General features: G+C 67.6%; 20 protein-coding genes. 9 read left to right on the top strand and 11 right to left on the bottom strand.

Annotated elements, in window-relative coordinates; translation table 11 throughout:
• Nucleotides 1-61: 61 nt before the first annotated feature.
• The 11 genes from VKZ50_10170 to VKZ50_10120 form a co-directional block, all read right to left on the bottom strand.
• Nucleotides 62-1,339 (bottom strand): GNVR domain-containing protein, encoded by a 1,278-nt coding sequence (locus VKZ50_10170; GenBank protein HLJ60086.1) that lies wholly within the window; start codon nt 1,337-1,339, stop codon nt 62-64.
• Between the two features lie 20 nt (nt 1,340-1,359).
• Nucleotides 1,360-2,664, bottom strand: a complete 1,305-nt coding sequence (locus tag VKZ50_10165; protein HLJ60085.1) for an O-antigen polymerase — start codon at nt 2,662-2,664, stop codon at nt 1,360-1,362.
• A gap of 254 nt (nt 2,665-2,918) precedes the next feature.
• Nucleotides 2,919-4,049: a glycosyltransferase family 4 protein gene (locus VKZ50_10160; GenBank protein HLJ60084.1), complete on the bottom strand. Its 1,131-nt coding sequence runs from the start codon at nt 4,047-4,049 to the stop codon at nt 2,919-2,921.
• 93 nt (nt 4,050-4,142) lie between these two features.
• On the bottom strand, nt 4,143-6,029 hold the full coding sequence (gene asnB / locus VKZ50_10155) for an asparagine synthase (glutamine-hydrolyzing) (GenBank protein HLJ60083.1): 1,887 nt from the start codon (nt 6,027-6,029) through the stop codon (nt 4,143-4,145).
• A 1-nt stretch (nt 6,030) separates the two neighbouring features.
• Nucleotides 6,031-6,969: a UDP-glucuronic acid decarboxylase family protein gene (locus tag VKZ50_10150; protein ID HLJ60082.1), complete on the bottom strand. Its 939-nt coding sequence runs from the start codon at nt 6,967-6,969 to the stop codon at nt 6,031-6,033.
• Nucleotides 6,966-8,255 (bottom strand): UDP-glucose/GDP-mannose dehydrogenase family protein, encoded by a 1,290-nt coding sequence (locus VKZ50_10145; protein HLJ60081.1) that lies wholly within the window; start codon nt 8,253-8,255, stop codon nt 6,966-6,968. Before VKZ50_10145 ends, VKZ50_10150 begins: the two co-directional genes overlap by 4 nt.
• A gap of 114 nt (nt 8,256-8,369) precedes the next feature.
• Nucleotides 8,370-11,042: an O-antigen ligase family protein gene (locus VKZ50_10140; protein ID HLJ60080.1), complete on the bottom strand. Its 2,673-nt coding sequence runs from the start codon at nt 11,040-11,042 to the stop codon at nt 8,370-8,372.
• 58 nt (nt 11,043-11,100) lie between these two features.
• Entirely contained in the window at nt 11,101-12,975 is a 1,875-nt protein-coding gene (locus tag VKZ50_10135; GenBank protein ID HLJ60079.1) for a bifunctional homocysteine S-methyltransferase/methylenetetrahydrofolate reductase, read from the bottom strand.
• Nucleotides 12,972-13,706: a hypothetical protein gene (locus tag VKZ50_10130; GenBank protein ID HLJ60078.1), complete on the bottom strand. Its 735-nt coding sequence runs from the start codon at nt 13,704-13,706 to the stop codon at nt 12,972-12,974. The genes VKZ50_10135 and VKZ50_10130 overlap by 4 nt, the downstream gene beginning before the upstream one ends.
• A gap of 147 nt (nt 13,707-13,853) precedes the next feature.
• Nucleotides 13,854-15,506, bottom strand: a complete 1,653-nt coding sequence (locus tag VKZ50_10125; GenBank protein HLJ60077.1) for an LptA/OstA family protein — start codon at nt 15,504-15,506, stop codon at nt 13,854-13,856.
• A 31-nt stretch (nt 15,507-15,537) separates the two neighbouring features.
• Nucleotides 15,538-16,911 (bottom strand): phosphomannomutase/phosphoglucomutase, encoded by a 1,374-nt coding sequence (locus tag VKZ50_10120; protein ID HLJ60076.1) that lies wholly within the window; start codon nt 16,909-16,911, stop codon nt 15,538-15,540.
• A gap of 73 nt (nt 16,912-16,984) precedes the next feature.
• Here VKZ50_10120 and VKZ50_10115 point away from each other — a divergent pair, with 73 nt between their 5' ends.
• The 9 genes from VKZ50_10115 to VKZ50_10075 all read left to right on the top strand — a co-directional run bounded on the left by VKZ50_10115 (nt 16,985) and on the right by VKZ50_10075 (nt 26,359).
• Nucleotides 16,985-18,748, top strand: coding sequence for an ABC transporter ATP-binding protein (locus VKZ50_10115; protein HLJ60075.1), 1,764 nt, complete (start codon nt 16,985-16,987; stop codon nt 18,746-18,748).
• Nucleotides 18,745-19,677: a glycosyltransferase family A protein gene (locus VKZ50_10110; GenBank protein ID HLJ60074.1), complete on the top strand. Its 933-nt coding sequence runs from the start codon at nt 18,745-18,747 to the stop codon at nt 19,675-19,677. Before VKZ50_10115 ends, VKZ50_10110 begins: the two co-directional genes overlap by 4 nt.
• Before the next feature lie 5 nt (nt 19,678-19,682).
• On the top strand, nt 19,683-20,660 hold the full coding sequence (locus VKZ50_10105) for a glycosyltransferase (protein HLJ60073.1): 978 nt from the start codon (nt 19,683-19,685) through the stop codon (nt 20,658-20,660).
• Nucleotides 20,650-21,633 (top strand): glycosyltransferase, encoded by a 984-nt coding sequence (locus VKZ50_10100; protein ID HLJ60072.1) that lies wholly within the window; start codon nt 20,650-20,652, stop codon nt 21,631-21,633. Before VKZ50_10105 ends, VKZ50_10100 begins: the two co-directional genes overlap by 11 nt.
• On the top strand, nt 21,620-22,624 hold the full coding sequence (locus tag VKZ50_10095; protein HLJ60071.1) for a glycosyltransferase family 2 protein: 1,005 nt from the start codon (nt 21,620-21,622) through the stop codon (nt 22,622-22,624). The genes VKZ50_10100 and VKZ50_10095 overlap by 14 nt, the downstream gene beginning before the upstream one ends.
• Complete coding sequence (gene asnB, locus VKZ50_10090) at nt 22,596-24,491, top strand: asparagine synthase (glutamine-hydrolyzing) (protein ID HLJ60070.1); 1,896 nt, start codon at nt 22,596-22,598, stop codon at nt 24,489-24,491. The genes VKZ50_10095 and asnB (VKZ50_10090) overlap by 29 nt, the downstream gene beginning before the upstream one ends.
• Before the next feature lie 232 nt (nt 24,492-24,723).
• Nucleotides 24,724-25,560 carry a class I SAM-dependent methyltransferase gene (locus VKZ50_10085; protein ID HLJ60069.1) on the top strand — a complete coding sequence of 279 codons (837 nt, stop codon included), beginning with the start codon at nt 24,724-24,726 and terminating at the stop codon, nt 25,558-25,560.
• A 141-nt stretch (nt 25,561-25,701) separates the two neighbouring features.
• Nucleotides 25,702-25,923, top strand: a complete 222-nt coding sequence (locus VKZ50_10080) for a hypothetical protein (protein ID HLJ60068.1) — start codon at nt 25,702-25,704, stop codon at nt 25,921-25,923.
• Nucleotides 25,886-26,359 (top strand): putative toxin-antitoxin system toxin component, PIN family, encoded by a 474-nt coding sequence (locus VKZ50_10075; GenBank protein HLJ60067.1) that lies wholly within the window; start codon nt 25,886-25,888, stop codon nt 26,357-26,359. Before VKZ50_10080 ends, VKZ50_10075 begins: the two co-directional genes overlap by 38 nt.
• Nucleotides 26,360-26,608 lie beyond the last annotated feature (249 nt).

Here is a 26,608-nt window from a genome sequence, read left to right as displayed (position 1 = left end):
GGGCACCGCCGCGAATCAGTACCCTGACATGCCGTTTGATTCCTCCGTTGCCGGCGCCGTACTACGTTTCCAAGCGGGGCTCAGCCTTCAGCGCGCCGGGAACTGTTGTTACCCGAGGCCGAGGCGTGACGGAATACTCCACCACCAACATCGAGAGCACACCCAGCATGCATCCGAATAACGACGACAGAACGAGGATCACGTGCTTCTTTGGCGCCACCGGCGCCCTTGGCGCCACCGCATCGACAATGGCGCGGACGGACTTCCCTCGCACAACGGAGGCGACGTGAGTCTCATTCCGGCGCTCCACGAGAACGCTGTACGTTTGACTCGCCGTGTTGGCCGCGCCGGCCAGGGCCGCGCGCCGAAGCTGTCCGTCGGCCAATCGCGCGCGCAAACCACCAATCTCGTCCCGTAACTGGCTGATGGTCTGCCGGATCGCGGCGCCTTCCTCCTGGGAAGCCAAGATCCGAATCTCCGCGTCTGCTCGCGCCTGATCCAGCTGAAGATACACCGGATTGAGTTCCTGGCTCTTGAGGGCAAGCGTGCTGGATTCGAGCACTCCGTGTCGAGTCACCTCGCTGGCCGCCTGCATCAAGAACGGGTCGGTGATCACAGGCTTCGTCAGGGTGAGGGTCTTGGGCTGACCCAGCAACTGCCCGTTGATCCCCGCGAGGGTCGCCGTTTGACTCCGCAACGACACCCCGAGATCCGTCAGGCGGGACTCATAGTTCGAGATTTGACCCGTAATCACGTTGACCCGAGCCTGGAGCAAGCCGAGCGGAGTCGTCACGTCAAAGTCACGGAGCGCCTTCTGCGCTCCCGCCAGATTCGCCGCCGCATCCTGCACCTGCGTCGCGAAGAAGTCATGGGTGGCATTCGCGTCGGCTTGAAGGATCGCATCGCCCGCCGCGTCGACGACGCGGGCCCAGGCGTTTCCTAGCACGGCGGTCTGCTTCGGATCTCTCCCCCGGACCACCAGTTCGACCAAGTTTGTGCCAGGAACGAGACGGGCAACAAGTCGCTCGCGGATCTCCCTGGGGGGCTGAAGGTCCTCGGTGAGCGTGCGTATCACGCCGTCGGAATTGGCAAATTCGACGACGGCCGCGGCGGGCAGATCCTGGCTGAGGACCTCGCCGATCTTGAGACCCGGGCCCGTCGGATCGGGAGGCGTCCCCACCTGCACCGGAGGCCTGCTCACGAGGATGAGCGCCTGGGCTTCGTAGATCGGCGGCAGCGTGACACCGATCAGGGCACCGATCACGACCGACGCAAGAGCAACCGCCACGCCGACAGGCCATCGCTTGACGAGAACGTCGACGAACCCTTCAATATCCATCGGCTCCCTCCCGCAATCAATCAGCCCGAGCGGACCGTCGTACCAGCTCGCCTATGGTCCCGCAACATCGTCGAGAACCACCCCCGAGCGTACACGCACAGCAGCGTCAGCCAAAATCCCGCGGCGCCATAGTAGAATCCCCTGACGGAGACCACGATGCCCACGGTGATCAGGGCCAGCGCTTGGATGTCGACGATGCGCTTCCGTTGGATCGCACGCACGAACGCCCTCGTCGCGACGACCCCCCACACGTAGCTCGCAAGGATCAGACCCACGATTCCGAAATCGGAGTACAGATAAGCTACATAGTCCGTCGTGTTGTACACGCCACGTTCAACGATGTTCGCGTAGTATGCGGGGTCGGTGCTTGAGTAGCCGCTCGCGTAGACCGACTGTCCAAACAGGTGGTCCGTGATGCCTCCCACCAGCGTGTAGAGTCCATGAAAACTGTTTTCGCCCGGCACGGTGCTCGGCAAGGGGCGTTCCACAAACCAGCTCGACGAAACGAGATTGCCGACGATATCGCCGTAGAAGTGTTGGTAGGTAACGTCCGCAATCGACCTGCTGCCGCTTCGCCACGATGTGATGAACGAGAACAGAGCCACCGTGGCAAGGACCACAACGGACCACGTGATGATGACCTTTCCGTTCCATCTCGCCTGACGCCCAATGCTTGCCGCGTAGTATGTCCCGAGAACCAGGAGGATGATCAGGCGGAGTCCGCCCTTGTCGGCGGTCGATAGATCATCGAGGAACGCCGCAACAATCGTGGTTGCGGCCAGCGCCGTCGCGAGGGGCGTCCTCTTGTAGGCCATGAGAACAGCAAGATTGAGAATCGCCAAGTTTGCGAACACGGTCGTCAGATCGGACCACGCGGGAAACGCAACGCGGCCGGCGATAAAGTCGGCCCGAATCGCCCCGAGACTAGCGAGAACATTGCCATACCGAGCATGGACGAGCACCAATTTGAATCCCACAAGCCCAAGAAGAGCGAGGACCTGCCACGTCGCGAGCGCAAGGAGACTGCTTGGACCCACGTCGTCTCGACGCGACGTGTGTTGACGGCGCCGTGCCATCGCGTGTGCTAAGAGAATCGTCACCGAACCCACAATGAACGCGAGAAAGCTCAGACCGTGGAGGAGATATGCATAACCGCTCACCTGAGACGAGAAGAACCGATACACTGTCTCGTCGATCAGCACGAAACCAAACATACCCGTCCATATCGCGAGGAATATGGTGGAAGGAGTAAAGAGGTGGCCTACGAGCATCACGGATAGCAGGCCAGAAGCGGCCAGAAGAACCACACCGATCCAAATAGCCACGCGAGGATTCCCCCAAGCAGATACTGCGTCCCGTCACGAACTTCGCGACGGCAAGTTCCGTCACAAATGCGCTTCTTCCTCCTTTCGATTCACATTAAGCGTCAGACTTCCTCACTTGATCTATCGAACATTTGATTGACAATTTGACGACATTTTACAGAATGCGGGATAGTTGACGACTTGAGCGAGGCATTTATGGACGAATCGAGAGCGGTGTAGTTGGCGTGCGAAGGAATAACGACGAGGCGGCGAAGTCAGCGAGCGCGTGTGGCCGAGGCTAGGCGCACCGCAGCACCCACCTCTTCCTGAAGCCGATCGAACGTAAACCGCTCCAGGACCCAGCGACGGCCGGCGTCGCCCATGCTTGTGCGGAGCGCGGCGTCGCGTGCCAAGCCGGCAATCGCCGCTGCCACGGCACGCACATCGCGGCCGTCCACGACGACGCCGGTCGTGCCGTCCTGCACGGCCTCCGGCGCACCACCGCCCGCGCCCGCGATCACGGGCCTCCGAAACGCGGCCGCCTCGAGATACACGATCCCGAACCCCTCGCCGGCCCAGCCGCCCGGACGCAACTCCGCGACCGACGGCATCACGAACACATCGCAATCACGGTACCATGCCGCAAGACCGTCCGCCGGCACGCGGCCCGCGAAGCGTACGGCGTCCGCCACGCCGCGGTCGCGTGCGACTACCTCGAGACGAGGCCGGTCGTCGCCGTCGCCGACGATCGCATAACGCACCGGCCCGGCGGCGGCGATGACGTCCGGAAGCGCCGCGATCACCGCATCGCACCCCTTGTACCGCTCCTGCGCCGAGAGCCGCGCGACCGTGAGCAGCGTGACCCCGGTGTGGCTCGGCGGCGCGTCGGGCTCCTCCAACGCCCGCCGCAGCATCGCGGGATCGACCGCCGGGTAGATCACCACCACCCGGTCTTCGGCGACGCCGTGCTCGCGGACGAGCGCGCGAGCCGTGAATCGGCTCACCGCGACCACCCGCGCCGCGCGCCGCAGCGCCACCCGCCGGCGCGGTCCGAGCGACCCCCACACCTCGATACCGTGTGCGAACACGACATACGGCGTCCCGAACAACCGGTGCAGGATCAAGCCGATGGGGGCGACGGCGACGTGGCTGCACACGAAGAGGTCGTACCCGCGGCCGCGTCGGAGGACATCCGCCACGAACCGCGCCTGTGCCGGCGCAGTGGAACGGCTCGCCGCATGTCCCAGGTACCGCACCGCCGAACCGCGGTCGGGGACGTCTCCACCGAGAAAGGACAAGACCTCGACCTGGGCGCCGGACGCCGCGGCGGCTTCCGCGAACATCCGCGTGTACGCTTCCGCTCCGCCGAGACCCAGGTATCTCGTGGCGAGAATCAGGATCTTCATCGATGCCCCGAGCGACGTCGAGCGCCGGACCTCGTCCGACCGCAGACCGCGGGAGTGGCCGTCACCGCGCTCGAACGCGCAAGGCCCGGCGCCTCACGCAGCCAACTCGCGGGAGTCGACGCCGCGCAGCCACCGCGCGAGCACTACGAGCGCCCAGAGACGGGACCAGTGGCTGTGGCCGGCCTCGAAGCGCGCGCGCAAGCGTCCGACAGCGTCGGGCCGGAACAGGCCCGCACCGCCGCCGAGCGTCTCGTCGACCTGCCTGCGCAGCGGCCCCCGCAGCCACTCCCCGATCGGAAACGTAAATCCGCGCTTCGACCGGCCGACCTCGGGCGGCAGCCAGTCGCCCAGGGCGCGCAGGAGCAGCCACTTCGGTGGATGCCCGTTCACGCGAAGGCGACCGGGGAGCCGTGCCGCAAATTCGACGAGGGGGTGGTCCAGAAACGGCACGCGGACCTCGAGGCTGTGCGCCATGCTCATCACGTCGGTGTCCCGGAGCAGCTGATTGTGCATGTAGCCGCGCAACTCGAGCACGCTCGTCGCCGCCACGGGATCGTCCGGCACGTCCGCCGCAAACGCCCCGAGCGCCGCGGCGGCGTCGAGGTGCCCGCACGCCTCGCGCACGGCCCCCGGGCGCAGCAAGTCGCTCGTCTCATCCTGGCTGAGCAGGCCCCGGATCACGAGATACGTGGACCGGACCGTCGGCGGCATGCCGAGACCCTCCCGCAGCTTCGCGGAGCGCGGGGACCGAACCGCGCCGAGCGCGGACGCCACAAGCGGCCTCACAAAGGGAATGCGCCCCGCGGCGCGTTGCCAGGCGAGCAGCCTGGGCAGCTGCCGGAACGACGAGTACCCGCCGAACAGCTCGTCGCCTCCGAGTCCCGAAAGCGCCACGACCGTACCGGAGCGACGGGTCACCTCGGAGACGTAGTAGGTATTGACGCCGTCCACGCTCGGCTGGTCCATCGCGCCGATGATGCGGTCCAGGTCGTCCGCGAGATCCTGGCCGGACACCATTCGAGCGGTGTGCTCGGTCTCGTACCGGACGGCGACGCGCGCGGCGTCCGCCCCCTCGTCGAACTCGGCTTCGGGAAATGTGATCGAGAACGTGCGAACCCGTGCGTGCCCGGCCTCGCGCATCGCCGCGACGATTGCGCCCGAATCGAGCCCGCCACTCAGGAACACGCCCACGGGACGATCACTGACGAGGTGCCGCGTGACGGCGTCGAGGAGGTGTTCCCGGAGCTCCCCGGCGCATGCCGCCGCGTCTGGCAAGCCCGGGTCGGGGGCCGGGACCTGCCAGTACGGCCGCGGGACGCGTTCGGCCTCGCCCTCGGCCAGCACCAGCGTGGTCGCGGGCGGCAGTTCGTGCACGCCTTCGAACGCCGTAAGCGGGCCCGGCACGGACCCGAGGCGGAGAAACGCCGCCACCGCCACGGGATCGACCGGGAGGGGTCCGGGCAGGACGGCGCGAATCGCCCGGATCTCCGAGGCGAACAGCCATTGCCCCTCGCGGCGCGTGTAGTAGAGCGGCTTGATCCCCAAACGGTCGCGCGCGAGGGTCAGCCGCCGCGTGCGCCCGTCCCACAGCGCGATCGCAAACATCCCCCGCAACCGGCGCACCATGTCGATCCCGTCGCGGAGGTACAGGGCAAGCATGACCTCCGTGTCCGAGTGCCCGACGAACCGGCGCCCTTCCCGCTCCAATTCCTGGCGCAGTTCCTGGAAGTTGTAGATCTCTCCGTTGTAGGTCACGGCCACGTCGCCGTCCGCGGCCAGCATCGGCTGGTGACCGGCCGGCGACAGGTCGATGATCGCGAGGCGGCGGTTTCCCAGCGCCACCCGCCCCGCCGGATCCGCCCAGACACCCTCGTCGTCCGGGCCCCGGTGCGCGAGCGACGCGGCCATGCGCGTGGCGGCCGACCTCAGAGGATCGGGGTGGCCTCCGCGCTCCTGGTAGATCCCGCAGATGCCGCACATGTTACGACCGGCCTCCCGTACGTGCGGCAAACCATTCCAGCGTACGCTCGAGCCCCTCCCGCAGTGAGATCCTGGGCTCCCATCCGAGCAGCGTCTTCGCCCGTGTGATGTCGGGACGGCGCTGCATCGGATCGTCCTGGGGGAGCGGCCGGTACACGATCTCGCTTCGGCTACGGGTCATCGCGATCACCTTTCGCGCAAACTCGAGCACGGTGATCTCCTCGGGATTCCCGAGGTTGACGGGGTCGTGCAGGTCGGAGCGAAGCAGGCGCACGATGCCGTCAATCAAATCGGTGATGTAACAGAAACTCCGCGTCTGGCTGCCGTCCCCGTAGACGGTCAGCGGCTCGCCGCGCATCGCTTGCGTGAGCAGTGTGGGGACCACCCGTCCGTCGTCCGGGCGAATCCGAGGGCCGTAGGAATTAAAAATCCTCGCGATCGCGGTATTGACGCCGTGATAACGATGGTACGCCATCGCCATCGCCTCCGCGAACCGCTTCGACTCATCGTAGCACCCGCGCGGTCCGACCGGGTTGACGTTCCCCCAGTAGGTCTCGGGCTGCGGAGACACCTCGGGGTCGCCGTACACCTCCGAGGTGGATGCCAGGAGAAACCGGGCGCCCTTGGCGCGCGCCAGCCCCAACGTGATCCAGGTCCCGAGCGCGCCGGCCTTGAGCGTCTTGATCGGGTGGGTCAAGTAGTCCACGGGGCTCGCCGCGCTGGCGAAGTGAAGGACGCAATCGACCGGCCCCGGCACCTCGATCGGCGTCGTGATGTCGTGCTGCCGGAACTCGAATCGGGGGTCGGCGATGTGGGCAAGATTCTCCGCCCGTCCGGTAAGGAGATTGTCCACGCAGAGCACGTGCGCGCCGTCCGCCAGCAGCCGGTCGCACAGGTGCGACCCGACGAAGCCCGCGCCGCCGGTGAGGACGACCCTCATCGGCCCATCCCAACGTAGTGAAACCCGAGTGCCCGCGCCTGTTCGGGATCGAAGAGGTTTCGGCCGTCGATCAGCACCGGACGCCGCACGATCTCGCGCAGACGTGCGAGGTCGACCTTCCGGAACTCGTCCCACTCCGTCATGAGCACGACGGCGTCGCTTCCCCGGGCGGCCTCATACGGATCGGCATAGTAGGCGATGTCCGGCAGGAGGCGGCGCGCGTTGGCCTCGGCGACCGGATCGCATGCCCGGACCTGCGCGCCCTCCCGCACCAAGCGTTCGATCACCGGCACGGACGGGGCGTCCCGCATATCGTCGGTGTTGGGCTTGTAAGCCAAGCCAAACACCGTCACGATGCGATTCGCGAGCACCCACAGCGCGTCCTTGAGGTGGCGGACCAGAAGGTCTCGCTGCGTCTCGTTCACCCTGGCGACCTCTTCCAGCAGGCGGAACTCGTAGCCCGCCTCGTGTGCGATCCGCACGAACGCGGCGACGTCCTTGGGAAAGCACGATCCGCCGTACCCCACCCCGGCGTTCAGGAAGGCGCGGCCGATCCGGTCGTCGTGGCCCATCCCCTCCGCGACCATGCGGACGTCGGCGCCGACCCGCTCGCACACGTTCGCCACCGCGTTGATGTACGAGATCTTCATCGCCAGGAACGCATTGCTCGCGTGCTTGATCAGCTCCGCGGTGGCCAAGTTCGCGACGAGGAGCGGGCAGTCGAACGGGCGGTAGACCTCACGGAGCAGCCGCTCGGCGCGCTCGCTCTGGACGCCGATCACAATCCGGTCGGGGTGCATGAAGTCGTAGATCGCCGACCCTTCCCGCGTGAACTCCGGGTTGGAGGCGATGTCGAACGGCACGGTCCCGCCGGTCAGCAGTTGGATCTGGTCCCGGATGCGCTCCCCGGTTCGTACCGGCACCGTACTCTTCTCGACGATCAGCCGGTAGTCACGTAGCGACTCCGCGATCGTCTCGGCGACCGCCGCCACGGCGGTGACGTCGGCGTCCCCGCTCTCCAGCGACGGCGTCCCGACGGTGATGAAGATCACCTCGGACTCGCGCACGGCCTCCGCGGTGTCGGTCGTGAACCGGAGGCGCTTCCTCTCGGCGCCGCGCGCGAGCAACTCCTCGAGCCCGGGCTCGAAGATCGGAGACCGCCCCGCCTGAAGCGCGCGAATCCGTTCGGCGTCGCGGTCCACCCCAATCACGTCGTGGCCGAGATCGGCGAAGCACACGGCCGCCACCAACCCGACGTATCCCGTTCCGATCACGCTCAGTCGCATGGTCGCCCCTGTCTCCCTCGGCTGTCCAGCAACGCCCCGCGCGGTTTGGCCGATCGCGGCCTCATGGTATCATCCGCCCGTGGGGGGCGCAATTTCCGAGCACGTTCCATTGGATCAGGTCTCGGTCCTCGCGACAACTCGTCGATCCCGCCGCCGTCCCCAGCGCTCCGCGATCGCCGTGATGGCCCAGTACACAACGAGCGCGTGGATGACGCCGCCGACCATCAGGCTCAGGTTCGACTCCCCGTCCACGGCGGTCGCGACGATGACGGCGCCGATGAGCAGGTTGCCGGGCGCCGCGTGCTCCCCGACCCAGTAGGTCCAGATGCCTCGCAGGATGATGCCCACGAACGCGGCAGAGAGGACCACGCCGGTCCACCCTCCATTGACCCATCCCTCGGTGACCATCGGGAGGTTGTCGCTATGGGTGGTATCCGTCGGGTCGAGGAACTCGTACCGGTGGCCGTAGAACTGCCCAGCGTCCTCTCCGGGCTTGTCTTTCCAAAATACCCTCGGAACAAACTTGCTTATGAGAGGCACGTACGTCGCGCCGCGAGCGAACGGCACGGCGCTGGGCGTCTCCTGCACCACGTAGGCAAGATCCGCAAGACGGTTGATCCGGTTCAGGCCTCGCCACGCGAGGTATTCGAGATCGCCGAGCGCGCCCGGTGCGCGGTGAAACCGCAGGCCGCCCTCGTAGACGTCGTATACGGCCATCTTCTGCGCGTACGCTTGCGCGGCCGCGGCGGCGGTCGGCGCGCCGGACGGCTGGGTCGCCGGCTGCTGCGGGTGGTGCGACAGAAAGCCGAGGCGCTGGTAAGCGTCCGTACCGTAGAAGCGCGCCCGCAGGTATTCTTTCGCCGGGAACGCCGCGGCAACCACGAGCGTCATCGCGACTGCGGCGAACGCCAGCCGGCGCCACGGAACGCCGAGCACACACATGCCGTACAGGAGCATCACGATCGTGAACGCAGCCGGCGCCACCTTTGCGAGCGCCAACGGCGTCAGCACCGAGACGGCGAGATCGAGGGCGAGCAGCACCCACACGGCCACGACCCGCCGGGGCGCCTGTGGGGATCGCGGTTGCCGCAACAGGTAGACACCGAGGATCACGGCGAGCGCGGGCATGAGGGAAAGTTGGTGCACAAAATCCTCGATCGCCGCCGGCAGGGCGATCACTTCGTGGACCAGAGCGATCGCGCCGCCCACCAGCGAGAACACGACGAACGCGATCCACACGACGGACGGCGTCCATTCGCGCGCGGCCGCCCGGGCCCGTCCGGGCCACAGCACGATCGCGAGCGCGACGCCGAACCAGGCGGCGCACACCGCCAGCGCCTGCACAACGTCGCGCGCGGCGACGTAGATCGACCGGTCGTGGTTGAGATAGGCGATCATCGGCACGCGGTAGAACAGCGGCGGGAGAAAGAAGAACAACATCGTTGGCCCGAACGTGAAGACGGCGAACGCCAACCGCCCCGTGATCCCCGTCCGGGCCGCCGTGGTGCCGGGCGCAGGGGCACCGACGGGTCCCCGGCCGCCAGCGTCGGGCGAAGTCGCGCCAACTGACGGGGGCGCGGGACTCACGACCAGCGCCAACAGCAGCCACAGTCCGGCGCTCGTACTGATGGAGAAGAGCGTGTTGTCCGCCAGTTGATCCACCAGGAGGCCGATCCACAGCGCGCCGACGACCGCGCGAAGCGGATCCCCCCCCGGCGGCGCGCGTCGCCCGGTGCGAAACCATTCGCGCACGGCAACGAGCCCCACCCAGCAGGCGGCAAGCAGGCCAAGGAGGCCGGTCTCCACGGCGAGATTGAGGCCCATGTTGAAGGCGAACGGTTCGGAGCTCATCGAGGGATCCTTGCGCTGGTCGTAGGCGGTCTCGAACGTGCCAAAGCCGGTCCCGAGCAGCGGGCGCGCGGCGATCATCTGCAGGGACGTCTCCCAGATGCGCACCCGGTTTCCGGTGACGTCGCTCATCGTGTATCGGACGCGGGACATCAGTTGGGGGGACGCCGTCACGATGAGGACCAGCGCCGCGAGCCCCACGCCGAGAATCATCACCGCGAGGCGCGGTCGCGTCCGCAGCTCCTTCCACACCAGATAGATGACCGCCGCGACCCACCCAACCAGCGAAGCTCGCGATGCGCTCGCAAGCAGCGCGGCAAAGCCGAGGACGGCCGCGGCGAGCCAGAGCAGCCGCCAGCGGCCGCGCGCCCGAAACGCGAGACCGAGCGCGAGCACGCTTCCGAGCAGCATCGTCGTGCCCAGCCCGTTCGGCCCGACGCCGTGGAAAATCTGCGCGCGGTCGGGGACGATCGGGCCGTGGTTGAGGCGAAGGTGGTGGGTGGCGCTGTAGGCGAGGCCCGCGAGCGCCGTGACGGCGGACCCCATCGCCCACACGCGCAGCAGTGTGCGGCGCACCCCGGGGTCGCGACGCAACAGCCACGTGAGTCCGCCGAAGTACACGGCGCCGGAGATGATCAGCATCAGGGTCACACCGAGCGCGAGCGATCGATACGGCGACATCGCCGCGGACGCCAGCAGGACCGCGCCGAACACCGCAAGCGGCAGGTCCACCGCGGTCGCCCCCCACAGCCATGTCTGCCGGCGGGCGAGGCTCCACAACTGGCCGAAGAAGAGCAGGGCAAACCCGATCGTAGAGTACCCGGCGGCAAAGAACGCGGCAATGGCCACCCCGGCCCAGCGCACGTAGGCCGTGAACGCGCCGGCGTGACCCGGAAGGCGCATCGGCACGGTGGTCGGCCGGTTGAGATCGACCGTCACGACGCCCTCAGCGACCGCGACATCAGGCCGCGCGGCAACCCGTCAGGCCGAATGGTCGTCACGTCCGGACGCGGTCCGAGCCCGTCCCGATTCGCGCCCTCATCTCTCGCACGAGCGTGGCCACGACCTCGTACCGTCCAAACGAGGGCATCAGGTACGCCCCGTCGATCCGGTCGAGCAGCGCGAACAGCAGCTCGCGGGCGAGACGGAGACCCTCCTCGCGGCCGGCGTTCCCGGCGGCCTGCATGCGGTCCCGCACCCACTGCGGGATCGTGATGCCCGGCACCTCGTTGTGGAGGAACTCGGCGTGCCGGAAGCTCTGAAGCGGAAGCACGCCGACCAGGATCGGGACCGGCAGCCGGCCCACGCGGCGCTCGAACCGATCCAGCACCTCGGGCTCGTAGATCGGCTGGGTCATCAGGAAGTCCACTCCCGCCTCCAGCTTGCGTTCGAGGCGGGGCAGCTCGCGATCGAGGGTCGCCGGGTGCATGTCGAGCGCGGCGCCGATGAGGAAGCGCGCCGGATGCCCGATCGACTTGCCGGCCAAGTCGAGCCCCTCGTTGAACTGCTTGATGATGCGGGCGAGGCCGGGGCTGTCCACATCGTACACGGCCGTCACGTTCGGATAGTCTCCGCGCGGGGGCTCCCCGGTGAGCGCCAGGATGTTGCGCACCCCCATGGCGTGCGCGCCGATCAGGTCCGCCTGCAGGCCGACGAGGTTGCGGTCGCGGGTCGTGAAGTGGATGATCGTCTCGATCCCGACGTGCTGCTGGATGAGGAAGCACATCGCGAGCGCGCTCATCCGCACGCGGCCGATCGGGCTGTCGCCGACATCGATCACGTCCGCGCCGGCCTCCTTGAGCAGGCGCGCCCCCTCCAGGTCTTTCGTCGCGTCGAGCCCCTTCGGCGGGTCGACCTCGACGCTGATCACGAACGTCTTGCGGAGTTTCCGCGCAAGCTCGCTCGGTTCGTCCACGGCCCGCAACGCAGCCTCCGGCGCCGGGGCCGCCGGCAGCGTCGCCGGCCGCGGCGCCGCGGTGGGGCGCAGATCGGCGATCGCGCGTGCGATCGCCGCGATGTGTTCGGGGGTCGTGCCGCAGCACCCGCCAACTAGGACCACGCCTGCTTCGACCATCTTCCGCGCGTATGCGGCGACGTGTTCGGGCGACGACACATAAAGATAGCGGCCGTCGACGAGCGTTGGGAACCCGGCGTTGGGCTGCGCCGAGAGCGGCGTGCGGGTCACCGCGGCCATCTGCTGCACCACCTCGAGCATCGGCACCGGCCCCACGCTGCAGTTCGCGCCGATCACATCCGCCCCGAACCCCTCCAGGGCCGCCACGACCTCGGCGGGGCTGTGCCCGTAGCGCGTGCGGCCGTCCTCGGTAAACGTCATCTGCGCGATCACGGGAAGGTCGCACGCCGCCCGCGCCACCCGCACCGCCTCCTGGATCTCGGTGAGGTCGGCGAACGTCTCCAAGATCAACACGTCCACGCCGCCCTCGACAAGCGCATCGATCTGCGCGCGAAATGCCGCGTGCGCCTCCGATGGGGTGATCCTCCCGAACGGGGCGACCGGCCGGCCGAGCGGCCCCACCGAACCAGCGATCAGCACCGGTCGCCCGAAGACGTCACGGGCTTCCTTCGCGATCTTGGCGCCCTGCCAGTTGAGGTCGCGGACCCGGTCGGCGAGCCCGTGAGCGGCGAGCCGCATCGCGTTGGCGCCAAACGTGTTGGTCTCGATCATCTCCGCGCCGGCGCGCAGGTAGTCGAGGTGCACGTTGAGGACCAGCTCGCGCTGGGTCGCGTTCAGCGCGTCGAAACAGTGGTCAAAGGGGACTCCCCGCGCGTACAGCAGGGTCCCCATCGCCCCATCGCAGAGCAGCGGCCCCTGCGCCAGACGTGCGCCGAGCGGATGGTCCGGCCGGCTCACGGCTTCAGCTTCACCGGAGCGCCCCCGCACACGTCGCAGGGCTGCGAGTAGTCGGTCTGACTGCTCAACACGAAGGTGCCGTTGTCCTGGTGGAACGTCCGGATCGGGAACGGGACCGGCCACGTACGAAAGTCCACGACCGGGTTCATCTGCCGCTCGAGCTTGTCGACCAGGACGTACGGGACGGGGATCGAGTTCACGAGCAGCGCCTGGAGGTGGAAGAACACCTCGGGCGCTCCGTAGACCTGGAACACGCCCTGCATCCGCACCCGCGTGGGAACACCGTTGTACAGGACCGTCCCGGAGGCCAGGATCGTGTCCTCGCGCGCGACGAGCCGCACGTCCCGCACCGAGCCCTCGTGGTTGAGGAAATCCTGCACGCTCGCGAGTTGGAGCTTTCCGTAGATGGCGCTCTCGCGCACGTCCTGCACTTTCAACTCGCCGGCCCGGAGTGCCTGCGGATCGAAGCTCACCCCGACCAGGCGGATCCAGAGCTGATCGATGTGCATCCCCTTGATGTCTGGATGCTCGGCGTAGATGCTGATCCGCGCGTAGCCTCCCTCATAGAGATCGGGGACCACGTCGAGACGCAGCACCGGGGGGTTGTCGAGCAGTTGGGTGAAGATCGGCTTCAAGACCGACGTGTCGGCAATCGTCAGCGCGGCGTTCCCAACCGACACGGCGCCGGCCACACACGCTACGATCGAGAGCGCCGCGAGATACCGGAACATCTCAACCCTCCGTTCGGGGACGTCAGCACCCCTCCCGCTGGTGGGTGGACAACCAATTCTAAAGTATAGACTAGATGCGCGGCGCAGACCAGGGCGTTGGCACACGTGCACGCTCTCGGGACACGCGCGAGATCCCTACGGACCGCCCTAGGGGAAATGGCTCGGCGCGCCGCCCCCAAGCTGGAACTGCGTCGACGCGCCCGGGAGCGTGTTCACGCCGACCGTGATGTACCAGGTGTTGCTCGCGGGACTGCTCGGGAACGTCCGATACAACAGGCCAAGCGACAGGCAGTCGCACGTGCCGTTCACGGCATAGTCGACCTCGGTCAAAAGCGACTGCGTGAGGTTGTAGGTCGCCGCCGTGGTGAACACCAACGACGGGCTGATATTGAAGTTCAACGACATGTTCGTGGTCGTTTGCAGGCTGTTGAAGTCGTACGCCACGTTCCAACTGCCGGATTGAAACAATCCGCGGATGGGATAGTAGGAGTAGGTCAGGGTCACCGCGCTCGCGTTGTTCAGGCTGTCGAACGAGAACGGATCGAAGGGTCCGCCGTTCGTGACAAACTGCGACGGGTTGATCCCGGTGATCGACACGAGGTTGTACGACAGCGTGGCCGAACTGACCGGGTTCAGCACCTGGGACAGCGCGGCCTGGACCGAGTAGATGTTGCGCTGCTGCCCCGTCCCGTAGTAGTCGTACTTGTAGTACGCGCTCGCCGCGGCGCTCAGCACCTTGGACAACTGGAACGTGTTGCTCGACACCGTCACGATCCCGTCGGCGCGCGTGGTGTCCACGCCGGTCAATTTCTCGTGGTAGTCTCCGTAGTGCGCCTCGAACTGGTACGATGCAGGCACGCCCGGGATGTCGTGGCCGTCGTACACGAGATCGATCGAGTTGCGATCCACGTTCGCCAGGTTGCCGTTCTGGTCGTAGAACTCCTGTCGACCGAGGTGCAACGACCACACGTGATCCGCCGCACGCTCGCTCAGGATGTTCTCGACCGTAACCAGGCTGTTTGTGCCGTAGCGCACGCGTAACTGATCGGTCGCGTCCCCCAGAAGAAAGAACTGATTGTACTCCGCGAACAGCCCGTCGAAGGTCGTATAGCCGATCGTGGGGCCGCTCTCCGCGTTCCGTCGTCGCCGGAGGGACGCAGTGTACACCGGAAGATAGGCCACCGGCACGCCGTACACATACAGCGTCGACTGATAGGCGGTCAGGTGGTCGTCGGGGATCACGACCACCCGCTTCGACTTGACGAGGAACGCGGGACGCTTCGGGTCGCACGGGGTCAGCGAGGTCATGTACCCGACGCCTTGCCCGCGCGCGGTCTCGAGCGAGTGCCCGGTCATGTTCCACGGGCCGTACTTGGACGTGGCGTTGCTCATCTGCCCCACGCGCGTGCGATAGTTGTAGGTCAGCGCATCGCCGGTCGAGGTCTGGCCGGTCTGCGCGAGCGTCACATGACCTTCGGCGTGGACCTGGCCGGTCTGGAGATTCCCGGTGAGATGGTCGGACGTGATGGTCTGGTCCGCCTGCGTGGCCTTGACGTGCCCGTCCGCGACGACATCGCCGGTCTGCGTGTTGTAGTCGATGTGATCGGCCGTCAACGTGATCGGCGCGGCCTGAGGCGCCGCGGCCGCCCCGAACGCCGGAACGACGAGGGACGCCACCAGGAGGATCGCGGCGCCGAGCGCGGTGACGCGGCGAACCGCCTCCACGAGACAGACGCGTCGCCACGCCGTCCATCTTCGCGCCGCGCCGCACACGGCGCGAATCATCGACCCGTTTGGCACGTCTCCTCCGTCGCTTCGTGCGATTCGGGGTTCACCAAGAAACCGGAGCGACCTCGGGATACCGGCGCAGCGCGTCCTCGAGCACGCGCTTGGCGCGCTCGAGCGCCTCGGGGGTGGTACCTTCCGCCCGGACGACCAACACCGGCTGGGTGTTGCTCGCGCGGACCAGGCCCCATCCGTCGGGGAACACGATCCGCGCGCCGTCGACGTCGATCACCTCATACTGTCCCCGGAACGCGCGGGTAAGTGCCGCCACCACCTCGAACTTCCGGTCGTCGGGGCACGCCACGCGGATCTCCGGTGTCGCAAAGTACCGCGGGATCTCGCTCGCCAGATCGGACAGCCGCCGCTCCGTGCGCGAGAGGATGCGGAGCAGGCGCCCGGCGGCGTACAACGCGTCGTCGTAGCCGTAGTACTCGTCGGCAAAGAACATGTGTCCGGACATCTCCCCGGCGAACACCGCGCCGATCTCTCGCATGCGCGCCTTGATCAGCGAGTGACCGGTGCGTGTGAACTCGGGACGGCCCCCCAGGCGGCGGACCTCGTCGATCAGCGCCTGCGAGCACTTGACCTCGATCAGCGCGGTGGCACCCGGATGCACGGGGAGGATCTCCCGCCAGAACAGTGCCATCAGCTGGTCGCCCCACAGGATCTCGCCGCGGTCGTCCACGGCGCCGATCCGGTCCCCATCGCCGTCGATGCCGATCCCGACGTCGGCATGGGCGTCCCTGACCAAACGGATCAGGTCGACCAGGTTGTGCGGATCCACCGGATCCGGTTGATGGTGCGGAAACGTCGGGTCGGGCTCGCAGTACAGCGGGAGCACCTCACAGCCCCAGCCGCGCAGAATCTCCGGGGCGAAGACGCCTGCCGTGCCGTTGCCGCAATCAAGTGCCACGCGCAGTTTGCGTGGACCGAGGTGGATCCGCTCTTGCAGCATCGCCGCATACGCCCCGGCCACCTCGCGCGTCTCGATGCGCCCCGCCCCCGTCTTCGCGGGTTCCCGCTCGGCGATCTCGCGGACCCGCTGGATGGCGTCTCCGTAGAGCGTCCCCGGCCCGTGGGCGAGCTTGAACCCGTTGAACTCCGGCGGGTTGTGGCTCGCGGTCACCATCATCCCGCCGTCGATCTTGAGATGGCGGAGGGCGAAGTAGAAGATCGGCGAGAGGGAGAGCCCGATCGCGGTAACGTCGCAACCGGCGTCTCGGAGTCCCTGGATCGCGGCCTCGTAGAGCGCGGCGGAGCTGGCGCGGTTGTCATGGCCCACGACCGCGCGATCCACGCCGGCGCCCCGGAGGTACACGCCGAACGCGCGGGCGATCGTCTGCCCCGCCTCGGCGTCCAGATCCTGCCCCACGACGCCCCTGATGTCGTACTCGCGAAAGATGCCCGCCGCCGGCCGCATCACCGTCTCCTCCGACACGAAGACTTTCCCGTGGGCCCTATCTCCCCCTGCACGTGAACGCTATAATGACGTTATGATAGAATTGCGGCGGCTGTCCCGGTTCCTCCGGCCGTACAGCCTGCAGTTGGGGGCGGGCGTGGGCGCCGCGGTCTTGGTCGCCGTGGCCTGGCTGTACGTACCGCGCTATTTGGGCAACCAGGCCGACGTGGTGATCAAGACGGGCAGCCTGGCGGTGCTCAACCACAGCGCGCTCGTGGTCCTCGGGATCTACGCCTTCCGGAGCGTCTGCCTGTACGTCCAACTCTCCCTGCTGGCCTACGTCGGCCACCGTCTGGTCGCCGACCTTCGCGCCGGGCTCTTCCGGCAGGTGCAGCGGTGGTCGCTCGACCGCTTCGTGACGTGGCACAGCGGGGAGATCATCTCCCGGGCGATCCAGGACACCCAACTCGTGGAAGCCCGGTTGCTCAACGGGCTCGTGGACCTGATCACGACCGTGCTCACGCTGGTCGGGATCATCGTGATGGTCTTTACGATCAACTGGAGTCTCGCGCTGCTGACGTTCCTGACCGTCCCCGTGTTCTTCCTGGTCGCGCGGCTGTTCGGCCGCGAGGTGCAGCGCAGCTCCACGAGCGCGCAGCAACAGATCGCGGCGCTGACCCGTCTCATCAAGGAGTCGGTCATCGGCGCCCGGATCATCCGCGCGTTCGTCCAGGAGTCGCGCGAGGAACAGCGCTTCGGCCAGGAGAACGACCGCACGTTCCAGGCGAACTACCACATCCGCCGGCTGATCGCGTTCGAGGTGTCGTTCGTCAGCCTGCTCACCGCGCTGTCGCTCGTGTTCGTGCTGTGGCTGGGCGCGCGGTACGTCGCTCGGCACGAGATGACGCCGGGGTCCCTGCTCGCGTTCCTCGGTTACCTCGCGCTGACGATGGACCCGGCGATGGGGATGACGCGCCTGTACTCCGAGGCACGCCAGGCGATGGCCGGGCTCGTCCGGGTCTTCGAACTGCTGGATGTCCCCGAAACCGTGACGGAGCCCGCGGACGCCGTGCCCCTGCCGCCGTTGCGGGGCCGCGTGCGGTTCCGCAACGTCTCCCTCGCCTACGAACCCGGGCGTTTCGCGCTCCGCGAGATCACGCTCGACGTGCAGCCGGGCGAGCACGTCGCGATCGTCGGACCGAGCGGCGCCGGCAAGAGCAGCCTCGTCAACCTGGTCCCGCGATTCTACGACGCGAGCCGGGGGACCGTGGAAATCGACGACCACGATCTCCGCCGCGTCACGATCGGGTCGCTCAGGCGGCAGATCGGACTCGTGCCGCAGGAGACGATCCTGTTCGCCGGCAGCGTTGCGGACAACATCGCGTACGGCCGTCCCGGCGCCACGCGGGCGGAGGTCGAGGGGGCGGCCCGCGTGGCCAACGCCCACGCGTTCATCTCGGCGTTGCCCCAAGGCTACGACACGGTGCTCGGGGAAGGCGGCATGCAGCTATCGGGCGGGCAGCGCCAGCGCCTCGCGCTCGCCCGCGCCGTGCTCAACGATCCGGCGGTGTACATCCTCGACGAGGCGACCTCGGCCCTGGACAGCGAGTCGGAGGAAGCGATCCAGGAGGCGATGGCGCGGCTGACTCGGGACCGCACCACGTTCATCGTGGCGCACCGGCTGTCGACCGTCCGAAGCGCCCACCGGATCGTGGTGATGCTGGAGGGCCGGATCGTCGAGGTCGGCACCCACGACGAGCTTACATCCCGCGACGGCGTCTACAGCCGCCTCGTGCGAGGGCAGCTCCTCGAGGAGACCGGCCGGGCGGCGCCCCCGACACCGGCGCCGGCATCGTGACGGTCGCGGTCAGCGTCATCACGGCGACGCGGAACCGCGCGCGGGTGCTGGCGCGGTGCTTGGAAGCGCTCGACGCGCAGACGCTCGACCCGGCCCGGTACGAGGTGCTCGTCGCGGACGACGCCTCGACCGACGACACGCCCGCCGTGGTCGACGCGGCGCGGCGCCGCGCGCGCTGCGCGATCCGCGCCTACCGCATGGACCGTCGCTCCGGCGTGCCGGCGGCCAGGAACGCGGCGATCCACGGCGCCCAGGGCGAGGTCGTCGCGTTCGTGGACGACGACTCGCTGGCCCCGCCGGTGTTTCTCGACGCCCACCTCGACGCCCACACCGTGCATCCGGACGGCATCGTGTGCCGCGGGCCCGTGATCGTCACGGAAACGCTGGATCGCCCGTTCGACGTCCGGGGCGGGGTGCTGGACATCTCGACCGCGTACTTCGACACGGACAACGGCTCGGTGCGGCGCGCGGACCTCCTTCGGGCGGGGCTGTTCGACGAGGCGTTCTTCCCCTACGGGTGGGAGGGCCTCGACCTCGGGTTGCGGCTGCGGCGGTTGGGGCTGCGGCGGGTGTTCCGCCGCGACGCCGTCCTCTACCACTACCGCCCGGAGGTGTCCCCCGGCACGCTCTCGGCGATGCTCGTCAAGGAGGAGGAACGGGCGCGCACGGCCCGCATCTTCTTTGCCAAGTACCCGACGCTCGAGGCCCGGTTCGCGGTGCAGTTGACACCCCTGCACCTGCTGCTCAATCTGCTGCAGCGCGGGTTCGGCGCCGTCCACGCGGGCAACGTCGAGACGTTGGTCGCGCGTACGCGGCGCTGGGGCGCCCCCGCGCTCGGCCGCGTGCTCCTCTCCGGGGTGTTGAACGAACGGTACCTCGCGGAGCTGCGCGGACGCGGTGCTCCCCGCACGCGGGCGGCGAACGGGTAGCGCCGGTGGAGATCAGCGTCGTCATTCCCACGTTCAACAGCCGGGACGTGCTGCGCCGGACGATCGCGGAGCTCACCGCGCAAACATTTCCCAAGAACGCGTACGAGATCGTGATCGCCGACGACGGCTCGACCGACGGCACGGCGGCGATGGTCGCGGATGCCCAGCGCGGCCCGGTCGCCGTGCGCTACGTCGCCCAACCCAACGTGGGCCGGTCCGCAGCGCGCAACCGCGGGGCGCGGGCAGCCCGCGGGCGCCTGCTATTGTTCATGGACGCGGACGTCTGGGCCACGCCGACGCTGCTCGCGGCGCACCACGCGCACTATCCGGCGGGCGTCCGCCGGCTCGGGGTGCAAGGCCGCGCCCTGACGCATCCGGACGCCCGCGTGAACACCTTCATGCGCGCCCGGGAGATCACCCCGGACCTCTCCATGCGACGCCGCCACAACCTCTCGCCCGTCCACATCATCACACGGAACTTCTCGGTGCTCCGCTCCGAGTTCGACGAGGTCGGGGGATTCGACGAGGGATTCACGGGCTACGGCTGGGAGGATATCGAGCTGGCGATGCGGATGCAGGCGCGGGGCGCCAAGTTCGACTACGATCCCGAGGCGCTCGGCTACCACTATCACATCGAGACGTTCGAGGGGATCTGCCGCAAGCTCCGCCAGGCGGGCGAGGGTGCGGTCTATTTCTGGCGCAAGCACAACCGGTCCCCCCGGCTCGGCCTGTTCCTGGAGATCCTGCCCGTGATGCTCCCGTTCAAGTGGTTGGTGTTCCGCACCCCCCTGTTCATGCCGCTGTTCCGGCGGCTCCTCCCCGTCGCGGAGCGGCGCGGCTGGTTGCTGCTCGCGAACGAGTGCTACACAGAGTTGATCTGGCAAGCGTACTACGACGGCGTGTTCGCAGCACTGCGGCGCGCCCCGTCGCCCTCCCCTTCCCCCGCGGTCGAACCGCGCCGGACCCAGACGCATGGAGATTAGCGTCGTCGTCTCGACGTTCAACAACCGCGAGGTGCTGCGCCGGACGCTCCAGCACCTTGCGGCGCAGCGGTTTCCCCGCGAGCGGTACGAGGTGATCGTCGCGGACGACGGGTCGACCGACGGCACGGCCGAGATGGTGCGGACGATCGCGTTTCCCACGGATCTCCGGTACCTCACCCGCGCACACGCCGGCGCCTCGGCCGTGCGCAACTTGGGCTGGCGTCAGGCCCGGGGCCGGATCGTTCTGTTCGTCGACTCGGACTTCTGGGCCGAGCCCGGCTTGCTCGTCGCGCACTACCGCCACTACCCGCGGGCGGCGGCCCGGATCGCGGTGCAGGGGGCTACGGTGATCCACCCCGACAGCCTCGTGACCCCGTTCATGCGGGTCAAGGAGGTGAGCCCGGACCTCACGGTCCGCAGCCGCCAGCGCATGTCCCCGTACCACGTCGTCGCGCGGAACTTCTCGATGCTCAGGACGGACGTCGACGCCGCAGGCGGCTTCGACGAAGGATTTCCAGGCTACGGGTACGAGGACCTGGACCTTGCGCTCCGCATGTCCGCGATGGGCGTCGTGTTCGAGTACGAGCCGGAGGCCCTCGGCTATCACTATCATGTCGAAAGTCTGGAGGGGGTCCGGCGCAAAATGTACGAGGCCGGACTCTGCGCGGTGTACGTCTGGAGGAAACACGGACGGCCGGGCCGGCTGGGGCTGTTTCTCGAGATCCTCCCGTGGATGCTTCCGTTCAAGTGGCTGGTGTTCCGGACACCGCTCGTGATGCCGCTGCTCCGCCGGCTCGTACCGGTGGGCGAGCGGCGCGACTGGCTGCTGGTGCTCAACGAGTGTTACAAGAACTTGCTGCAGGAAGCATTCTACGCCGGGGTGTTCGAGGCGAGGAAGACGGCCGCGCAGCCGTCGCGCGACCCCGCGCCGGCCGCCCGCGTGCACGGAGGAGCCGACGATGGCGTCTCGTGATTCCGCCGTGGAGATCTCGATCGTCGTGCCCGTGTACAACGAGGCGGAGAGCCTACCGACGCTCCACGCCGAGGTCACGGTGGTGATGGAGCGCCTCGGCCGGCCGTGGGAGATCGTCTGCGTCGACGACGGCAGCACCGACGGCAGCTTCCGCGTGCTGGAGGGCCTCGCCGAGCGGGATCCGCACGTGGTCGCGGTCCAGCTCCGGCGCAACTTCGGTCAGACGGCGGCCATCGCCGCCGCCCTCAACTACGCCCGCGGCGACACCATCGTGCCGATGGATGCAGATCTGCAGAACGATCCCGCGGACATCCCGCGGCTGGTCGAGAAGCTCGACGACGGGTACGACGTCGTGAGCGGGTGGCGGCGGGACCGCGCGGATCCGTTTCTGAGCCGGCGCCTCCCGTCGATCCTCGCGAACCTGACGATCTCCACGGTCCTGGGGCTCAAGCTCCACGACTACGGGTGTACGCTCAAGGCCTACCGCAGAGAGGTCTTGGAGCACGTCCAGCTCTACGGCGAGATGCACCGGCTCATCCCGGCCTACGCGGCGTCGATCGGCGCCCGGATCACCGAGCTTCCCATTAACCACCGCCCCCGGCGGTTCGGCCGGTCCAAGTACGGCATCGTGCGCACGCTCAAGGTCCTCCTCGATCTCATGACCGTGCGGTTCCTCAGCAGCTACCTCACGAAGCCGATCTACGTCTTTGGCGGATCGGGCTTCGCCGTGGCCGCCGTGGGGATCCTCGTCACGATCATCGTGGCCGTCCAGAAGCTCGCGTATGGCATCTGGGTCCACCAGAACCCGCTCGCATGGATCGCCGGGTTCTGCTTCGTATCCGCGCTGCAGCTCATCCTGATGGGCCTCCTCGCCGAGCTGATCGTCCGGACGTACCACGAGTCGCAGGCGAAGCCGATCTACGTGGTGCGGCGGGTGGTCAGCCACAACGGGGATGCGGTCCGTGTGCGGGATCTCGGGATTCACCGGTAGCGCGCTCGCGCCCGATCGCGCGGACCGGGTGATCCGCGCGATGTGCGACGCGATCCGCCACCGCGGGCCCGACGACGACGGGTATTACGTGGCGGCGGGCGCGGCGCTGGGCGCGCGGCGGCTCAGCATCATCGACGTCGCCGGCGGCCACCAGCCGATCGGCAATGAGGACGGCACCGTCTGGGTCGCCTTCAACGGGGAGATCTACAACTTCCTCGACCTGCGCGCCGACGCGGAACTCCGCGGGCACCGCTTCCGGACACGCTCGGATACGGAGGTCCTGGTACACCTGTACGAGGACCGCGGCCCCGACCTCGTCTCGCTCCTCGACGGGATGTTTGCGTTCGCGATCTGGGACGCACCCCGCCGGCGCCTCGTCCTCGCACGGGACCGCATGGGCAAGAAGCCGCTACACTACACGCTCGCGGGGGACGGGCTGGTGTTCGCGTCCGAGCTGAAGGCCCTGCTCCGCCACCCGCTTGTGGCGCGTACGCTGTCGGTGCCGGCGCTAGCGCGCTATCTCGCGTTCGACTATGTGCCGGCGCCCCAGACGATCTTTCAGGGCGTCTCGAAGCTGCCGCCCGGGCACGTGCTCGTCTACGAGGACGGCCGCGCCCGCCTGACGCGGTACTGGGACCTCCCCGCCCCCGGCGACGACGGGGCGGATGTCCCCGAGGCGGCGGAGCGGCTGGCGCAGCTGCTCGACGCCGCCACGCAGCGCCGCCTGATCAGCGACGTCCCCTTGGGCGCGTTCCTCAGCGGCGGGATCGACTCGTCCGCGGTAACGGCCCTGATGGCGCGGCACTCGTCGACGCCGGTGAAGACGTTCAGCATCGGGTTTGAGGAGCCGTCGTTCGACGAGTCGCGGTACGCGCGCGAGGTGGCGGCGTGTCTCGGCACCGAGCACCACGAGGAGATCTTGGCGCCCCGGGTGATGCTGGACCTGGCGGCACGACTCGGCGAGATCCTCGACGAACCGCTGGCGGACGCCTCGATCCTGCCGACGTACCTGCTCTCGCAATTCACGCGACGTCACGTGACCGTGGCGCTGTCCGGCGACGGAGGCGATGAGCTCTTCGCTGGCTACCCGACGTACCAGGCGCATCAGGTGGCGCGCCGGCTCGAGTGGACCCCGGGCCCGGTCGTCGCGGGGGCGCGGGCGCTGGCGGCACGCCTGCCGGTCTCCTACGGCGACCTCAGCCTGGACTTCAAGATCCGGCGCTTCCTGGCGGGCCTCGGCCGGCCTCTCGAGCTCCGACACGCCGCGTGGCTCGGGACGTTTGCGGCCGACGACCTGCCCGCGTTGCTCGCGCCCAGTGTGTGGCAGCAGGTCCGGTCGGACGACCTGTTCTCCGAAGTGCGCGGGTACGTCCGGGCGGCGGCAGACCGGGACTGGCTCGGCACGCTCCTCTACCTCGACGCCAAACTGTACCTGCAGGATGGCGTGCTCGTCAAGGTGGACCGCGCCAGCATGGCGTGCTCGCTCGAGGTCCGCTCGCCGTTCCTCGACACCGCGGTGGTCGAGTTTGCGAGCCGCCTCCCGGCGCGGCAGAAGCTGCGGGGGCTGACGACGAAGTTCCTGTTGAAACACAGCCTGAGGGGGGTCCTGCCCGACCGGATCTTGGACCGTCGCAAGAAGGGGTTTGGGATACCGGTGGGGATGTGGATCCGCGGCCCTTGGCGCGATCTGTTCCGCGACGTCCTCGCGCCGGATCGCCTCGCCCGCCAGGGGCTCCTCAACCCGCAGGCGGTGACCCGCCTGCTGTCGGAGCATCTCGAAGGCACACACGACCACCGCAAGAAGCTGTGGAATCTTCTCGTGCTCCAGCTCTGGCACCGCTCGTACCTCGAGAACTCCGCCGCATAAGACCCGTAGTCCCTCCACCGCCAGCACGCCCTAGATGTCGCAAGATGTGCAAGAGTCTGTCGCCTACAACTCGAAGAATTAGGATGGGCTTCCAAATTGTGTCCTATGAAAGTCGTGTAATGGTCAACAGGCGGCGTGACCGATGCGCCGGCTCGGGCTCAGCTATCTTCGCCCGACCTCCGGGGGGTGCCCGTTGACAGTCCGATGCCCGGTCTGCGATGCCACTTCTCCTGTGACGCGCTTCACGCAGGGAACCGCGCGCATCGTTCAATGCCAAGCCTGCGGCCTACTCTACACCGACCCTCCTATCTCCGGAGAATATTACCAGGCGCTTCAACGCCAGGACCTGTTTGACGAAATGCGCGCGGCCGCGACGGAGCGCATGAACGTGTACACGTCCGCGGTGCGCACGATCGACTGCCTCAACATCGATCGCGAGCGCTGGCGGATCCTCGACGTGGGATGTGGCATGGGCCTGTTCCTGTGTGCGGCGACCGCGTACGGATACGACTGCTACGGCATTGAAGCGTCTGAGACGCAAGCCGCGTGGTGCCGGCAACTGCGCCTCAATGTGCGTTACGACAACCGCGCGAACGCATTTGATCCTCAGACGTTCCATGTTGTGACCATGCTGGACGTGCTGGAACACATCGCCCGGCCCAAGGCGATCCTGGCCTCCATTTGGAACGTCCTGCAGCCCGGCGGATACCTGCTCGCGAGGGTACCGAACGGCCCGTACAATCTGTGGAAGGCGAGAGCGCTGCAACGATTTCGACCCGGTGTCGATTTTGTGGGGGCGGGCGAACATGTTGCCCACTTCTCGGCCAGCACCATCAGCACGCTGCTCACGTCAATGGGATATCAGGTCGTCGCGATCCGCAGCGCGCAAAACGACATGGGGAAGCGTCCCATGGAGCGGATCAAGCGCGGGGTGGCATCGGCGCTCGCATCGGTCGGCGATCTTCTGCGCCTACCGCTTGGCGCGAGCCTTCTCGCCGTTGCGAGGCGCCCGCGCATCGACGCCCGGTCCGCGCGGACGGACCAGGAAACTGGAGCACCAGACGAATAGAGCGTCGACGGCGCGGTGCCATGAGATTCGAAGCGGCCCGAGCGGGAAAGTGTTCCAGTTCTGGCACTCGAGGGACGCCCGGGGCAGTAGGCGTCGTGACGGCTGACGCCTCAGAATGATGCGATCGGTTAAAATGGACATATGGCGAGGAGGAAGTTTACGGTTTTCATCGGCGACGCCGTGCTCAACGCCATCAAGGTTCTTGCGGCTCGCACCGGCAGGAAGGAGGACGAGGTTTTTGAGGATGCTCTCCGTGGATATCTGGGGCACGGCGCGCTCGAGAGAATCTGGAGCCGCGGCAAGTTGACGGAGAAGGACGCTCGCGATCTCGCTTATCGGGAACTGCACGCCGCGAGAAAATAGGTGCATCCGGTCGCCCCCCGATCCCGGCGTCCTGATCGCTGCGCTGCTATCAGGCAGCGGCGCTCCGGCTCGGATCCTTCTTGCTTGGATGGAAGGGTTGTTTGAGCTTGTCGTCTCCCCGAAGCTGCGCAGTGAGCTGAGGGCCGTTCTCCCGCGTCCCAAGTTCAGGCCGTACGTCACGATCGAGGAAGCGGGGGCATACGTCTCCCTACTCGATCGCCGAGCGAGCACCGCGACCGGTCCACAGTCGGTCGGAGGACTGACGCCTGACCGCGAGGATGACTATCTGGTCAGTTTGGCCAGGGCTGCGGGTGCTCACTTTCTTGTCTCGGGTGATACCCATCTCACAGGGCTCCGAAGGTCCCGACCGCCCGTTCTCGACCCTCGAGCGTTCCTCTCCGTACTTGAGAAAGACGAGCGGCCCGAGGGCGCCTGATTTGCATGCAGAGGGGATCGGCGGGACCGTTGAGAACGCCGCCGTGAGGTCACGCCTTGGCACGGGCCCCGGTTCTCAGAGTCTTTGTCTGCGAGCAGCTCACCTCATGAACCGAGAGGTGTTCTGCGCTGCCGCGCCCGCGGTTAGACGTGGCGCATCCTGCAAACCCGACGCCTCGATCACGCTACGCGGTGCGGGGTTTGCGACGACTTCTCTCGAGAAATCTTCCTGACCGAAAAGACATCACGG

This window comes from bacterium, from assembly GCA_035295165.1.
Lineage (GTDB): Bacteria > Sysuimicrobiota > Sysuimicrobiia > Sysuimicrobiales > Segetimicrobiaceae > JAJPIA01.
Note: the sequence above shows the minus strand (reverse complement) of the source record. Positions and strands in the feature narration are given on the sequence as shown.

Coding starts and splice junctions, on each gene's coding strand:
- VKZ50_10170 (HLJ60086.1), bottom strand. CDS start 1,339: ATGGATATTGAAGGGTTCGTCGACGTTCTCGTCAAGCGATGGCCTGTC.
- VKZ50_10160 (HLJ60084.1), bottom strand. CDS start 4,049: ATGAAGATCCTGATTCTCGCCACGAGATACCTGGGTCTCGGCGGAGCG.
- asnB (HLJ60083.1), bottom strand. CDS start 6,029: ATGTGCGGCATCTGCGGGATCTACCAGGAGCGCGGAGGCCACCCCGAT.
- VKZ50_10150 (HLJ60082.1), bottom strand. CDS start 6,969: ATGAGGGTCGTCCTCACCGGCGGCGCGGGCTTCGTCGGGTCGCACCTG.
- VKZ50_10145 (HLJ60081.1), bottom strand. CDS start 8,255: ATGCGACTGAGCGTGATCGGAACGGGATACGTCGGGTTGGTGGCGGCC.
- VKZ50_10130 (HLJ60078.1), bottom strand. CDS start 13,706: ATGTTCCGGTATCTCGCGGCGCTCTCGATCGTAGCGTGTGTGGCCGGC.
- VKZ50_10120 (HLJ60076.1), bottom strand. CDS start 16,911: ATGCGGCCGGCGGCGGGCATCTTTCGCGAGTACGACATCAGGGGCGTC.
- VKZ50_10115 (HLJ60075.1), top strand. CDS start 16,985: ATGATAGAATTGCGGCGGCTGTCCCGGTTCCTCCGGCCGTACAGCCTG.
- VKZ50_10100 (HLJ60072.1), top strand. CDS start 20,650: ATGGAGATTAGCGTCGTCGTCTCGACGTTCAACAACCGCGAGGTGCTG.
- VKZ50_10095 (HLJ60071.1), top strand. CDS start 21,620: ATGGCGTCTCGTGATTCCGCCGTGGAGATCTCGATCGTCGTGCCCGTG.
- VKZ50_10080 (HLJ60068.1), top strand. CDS start 25,702: ATGGCGAGGAGGAAGTTTACGGTTTTCATCGGCGACGCCGTGCTCAAC.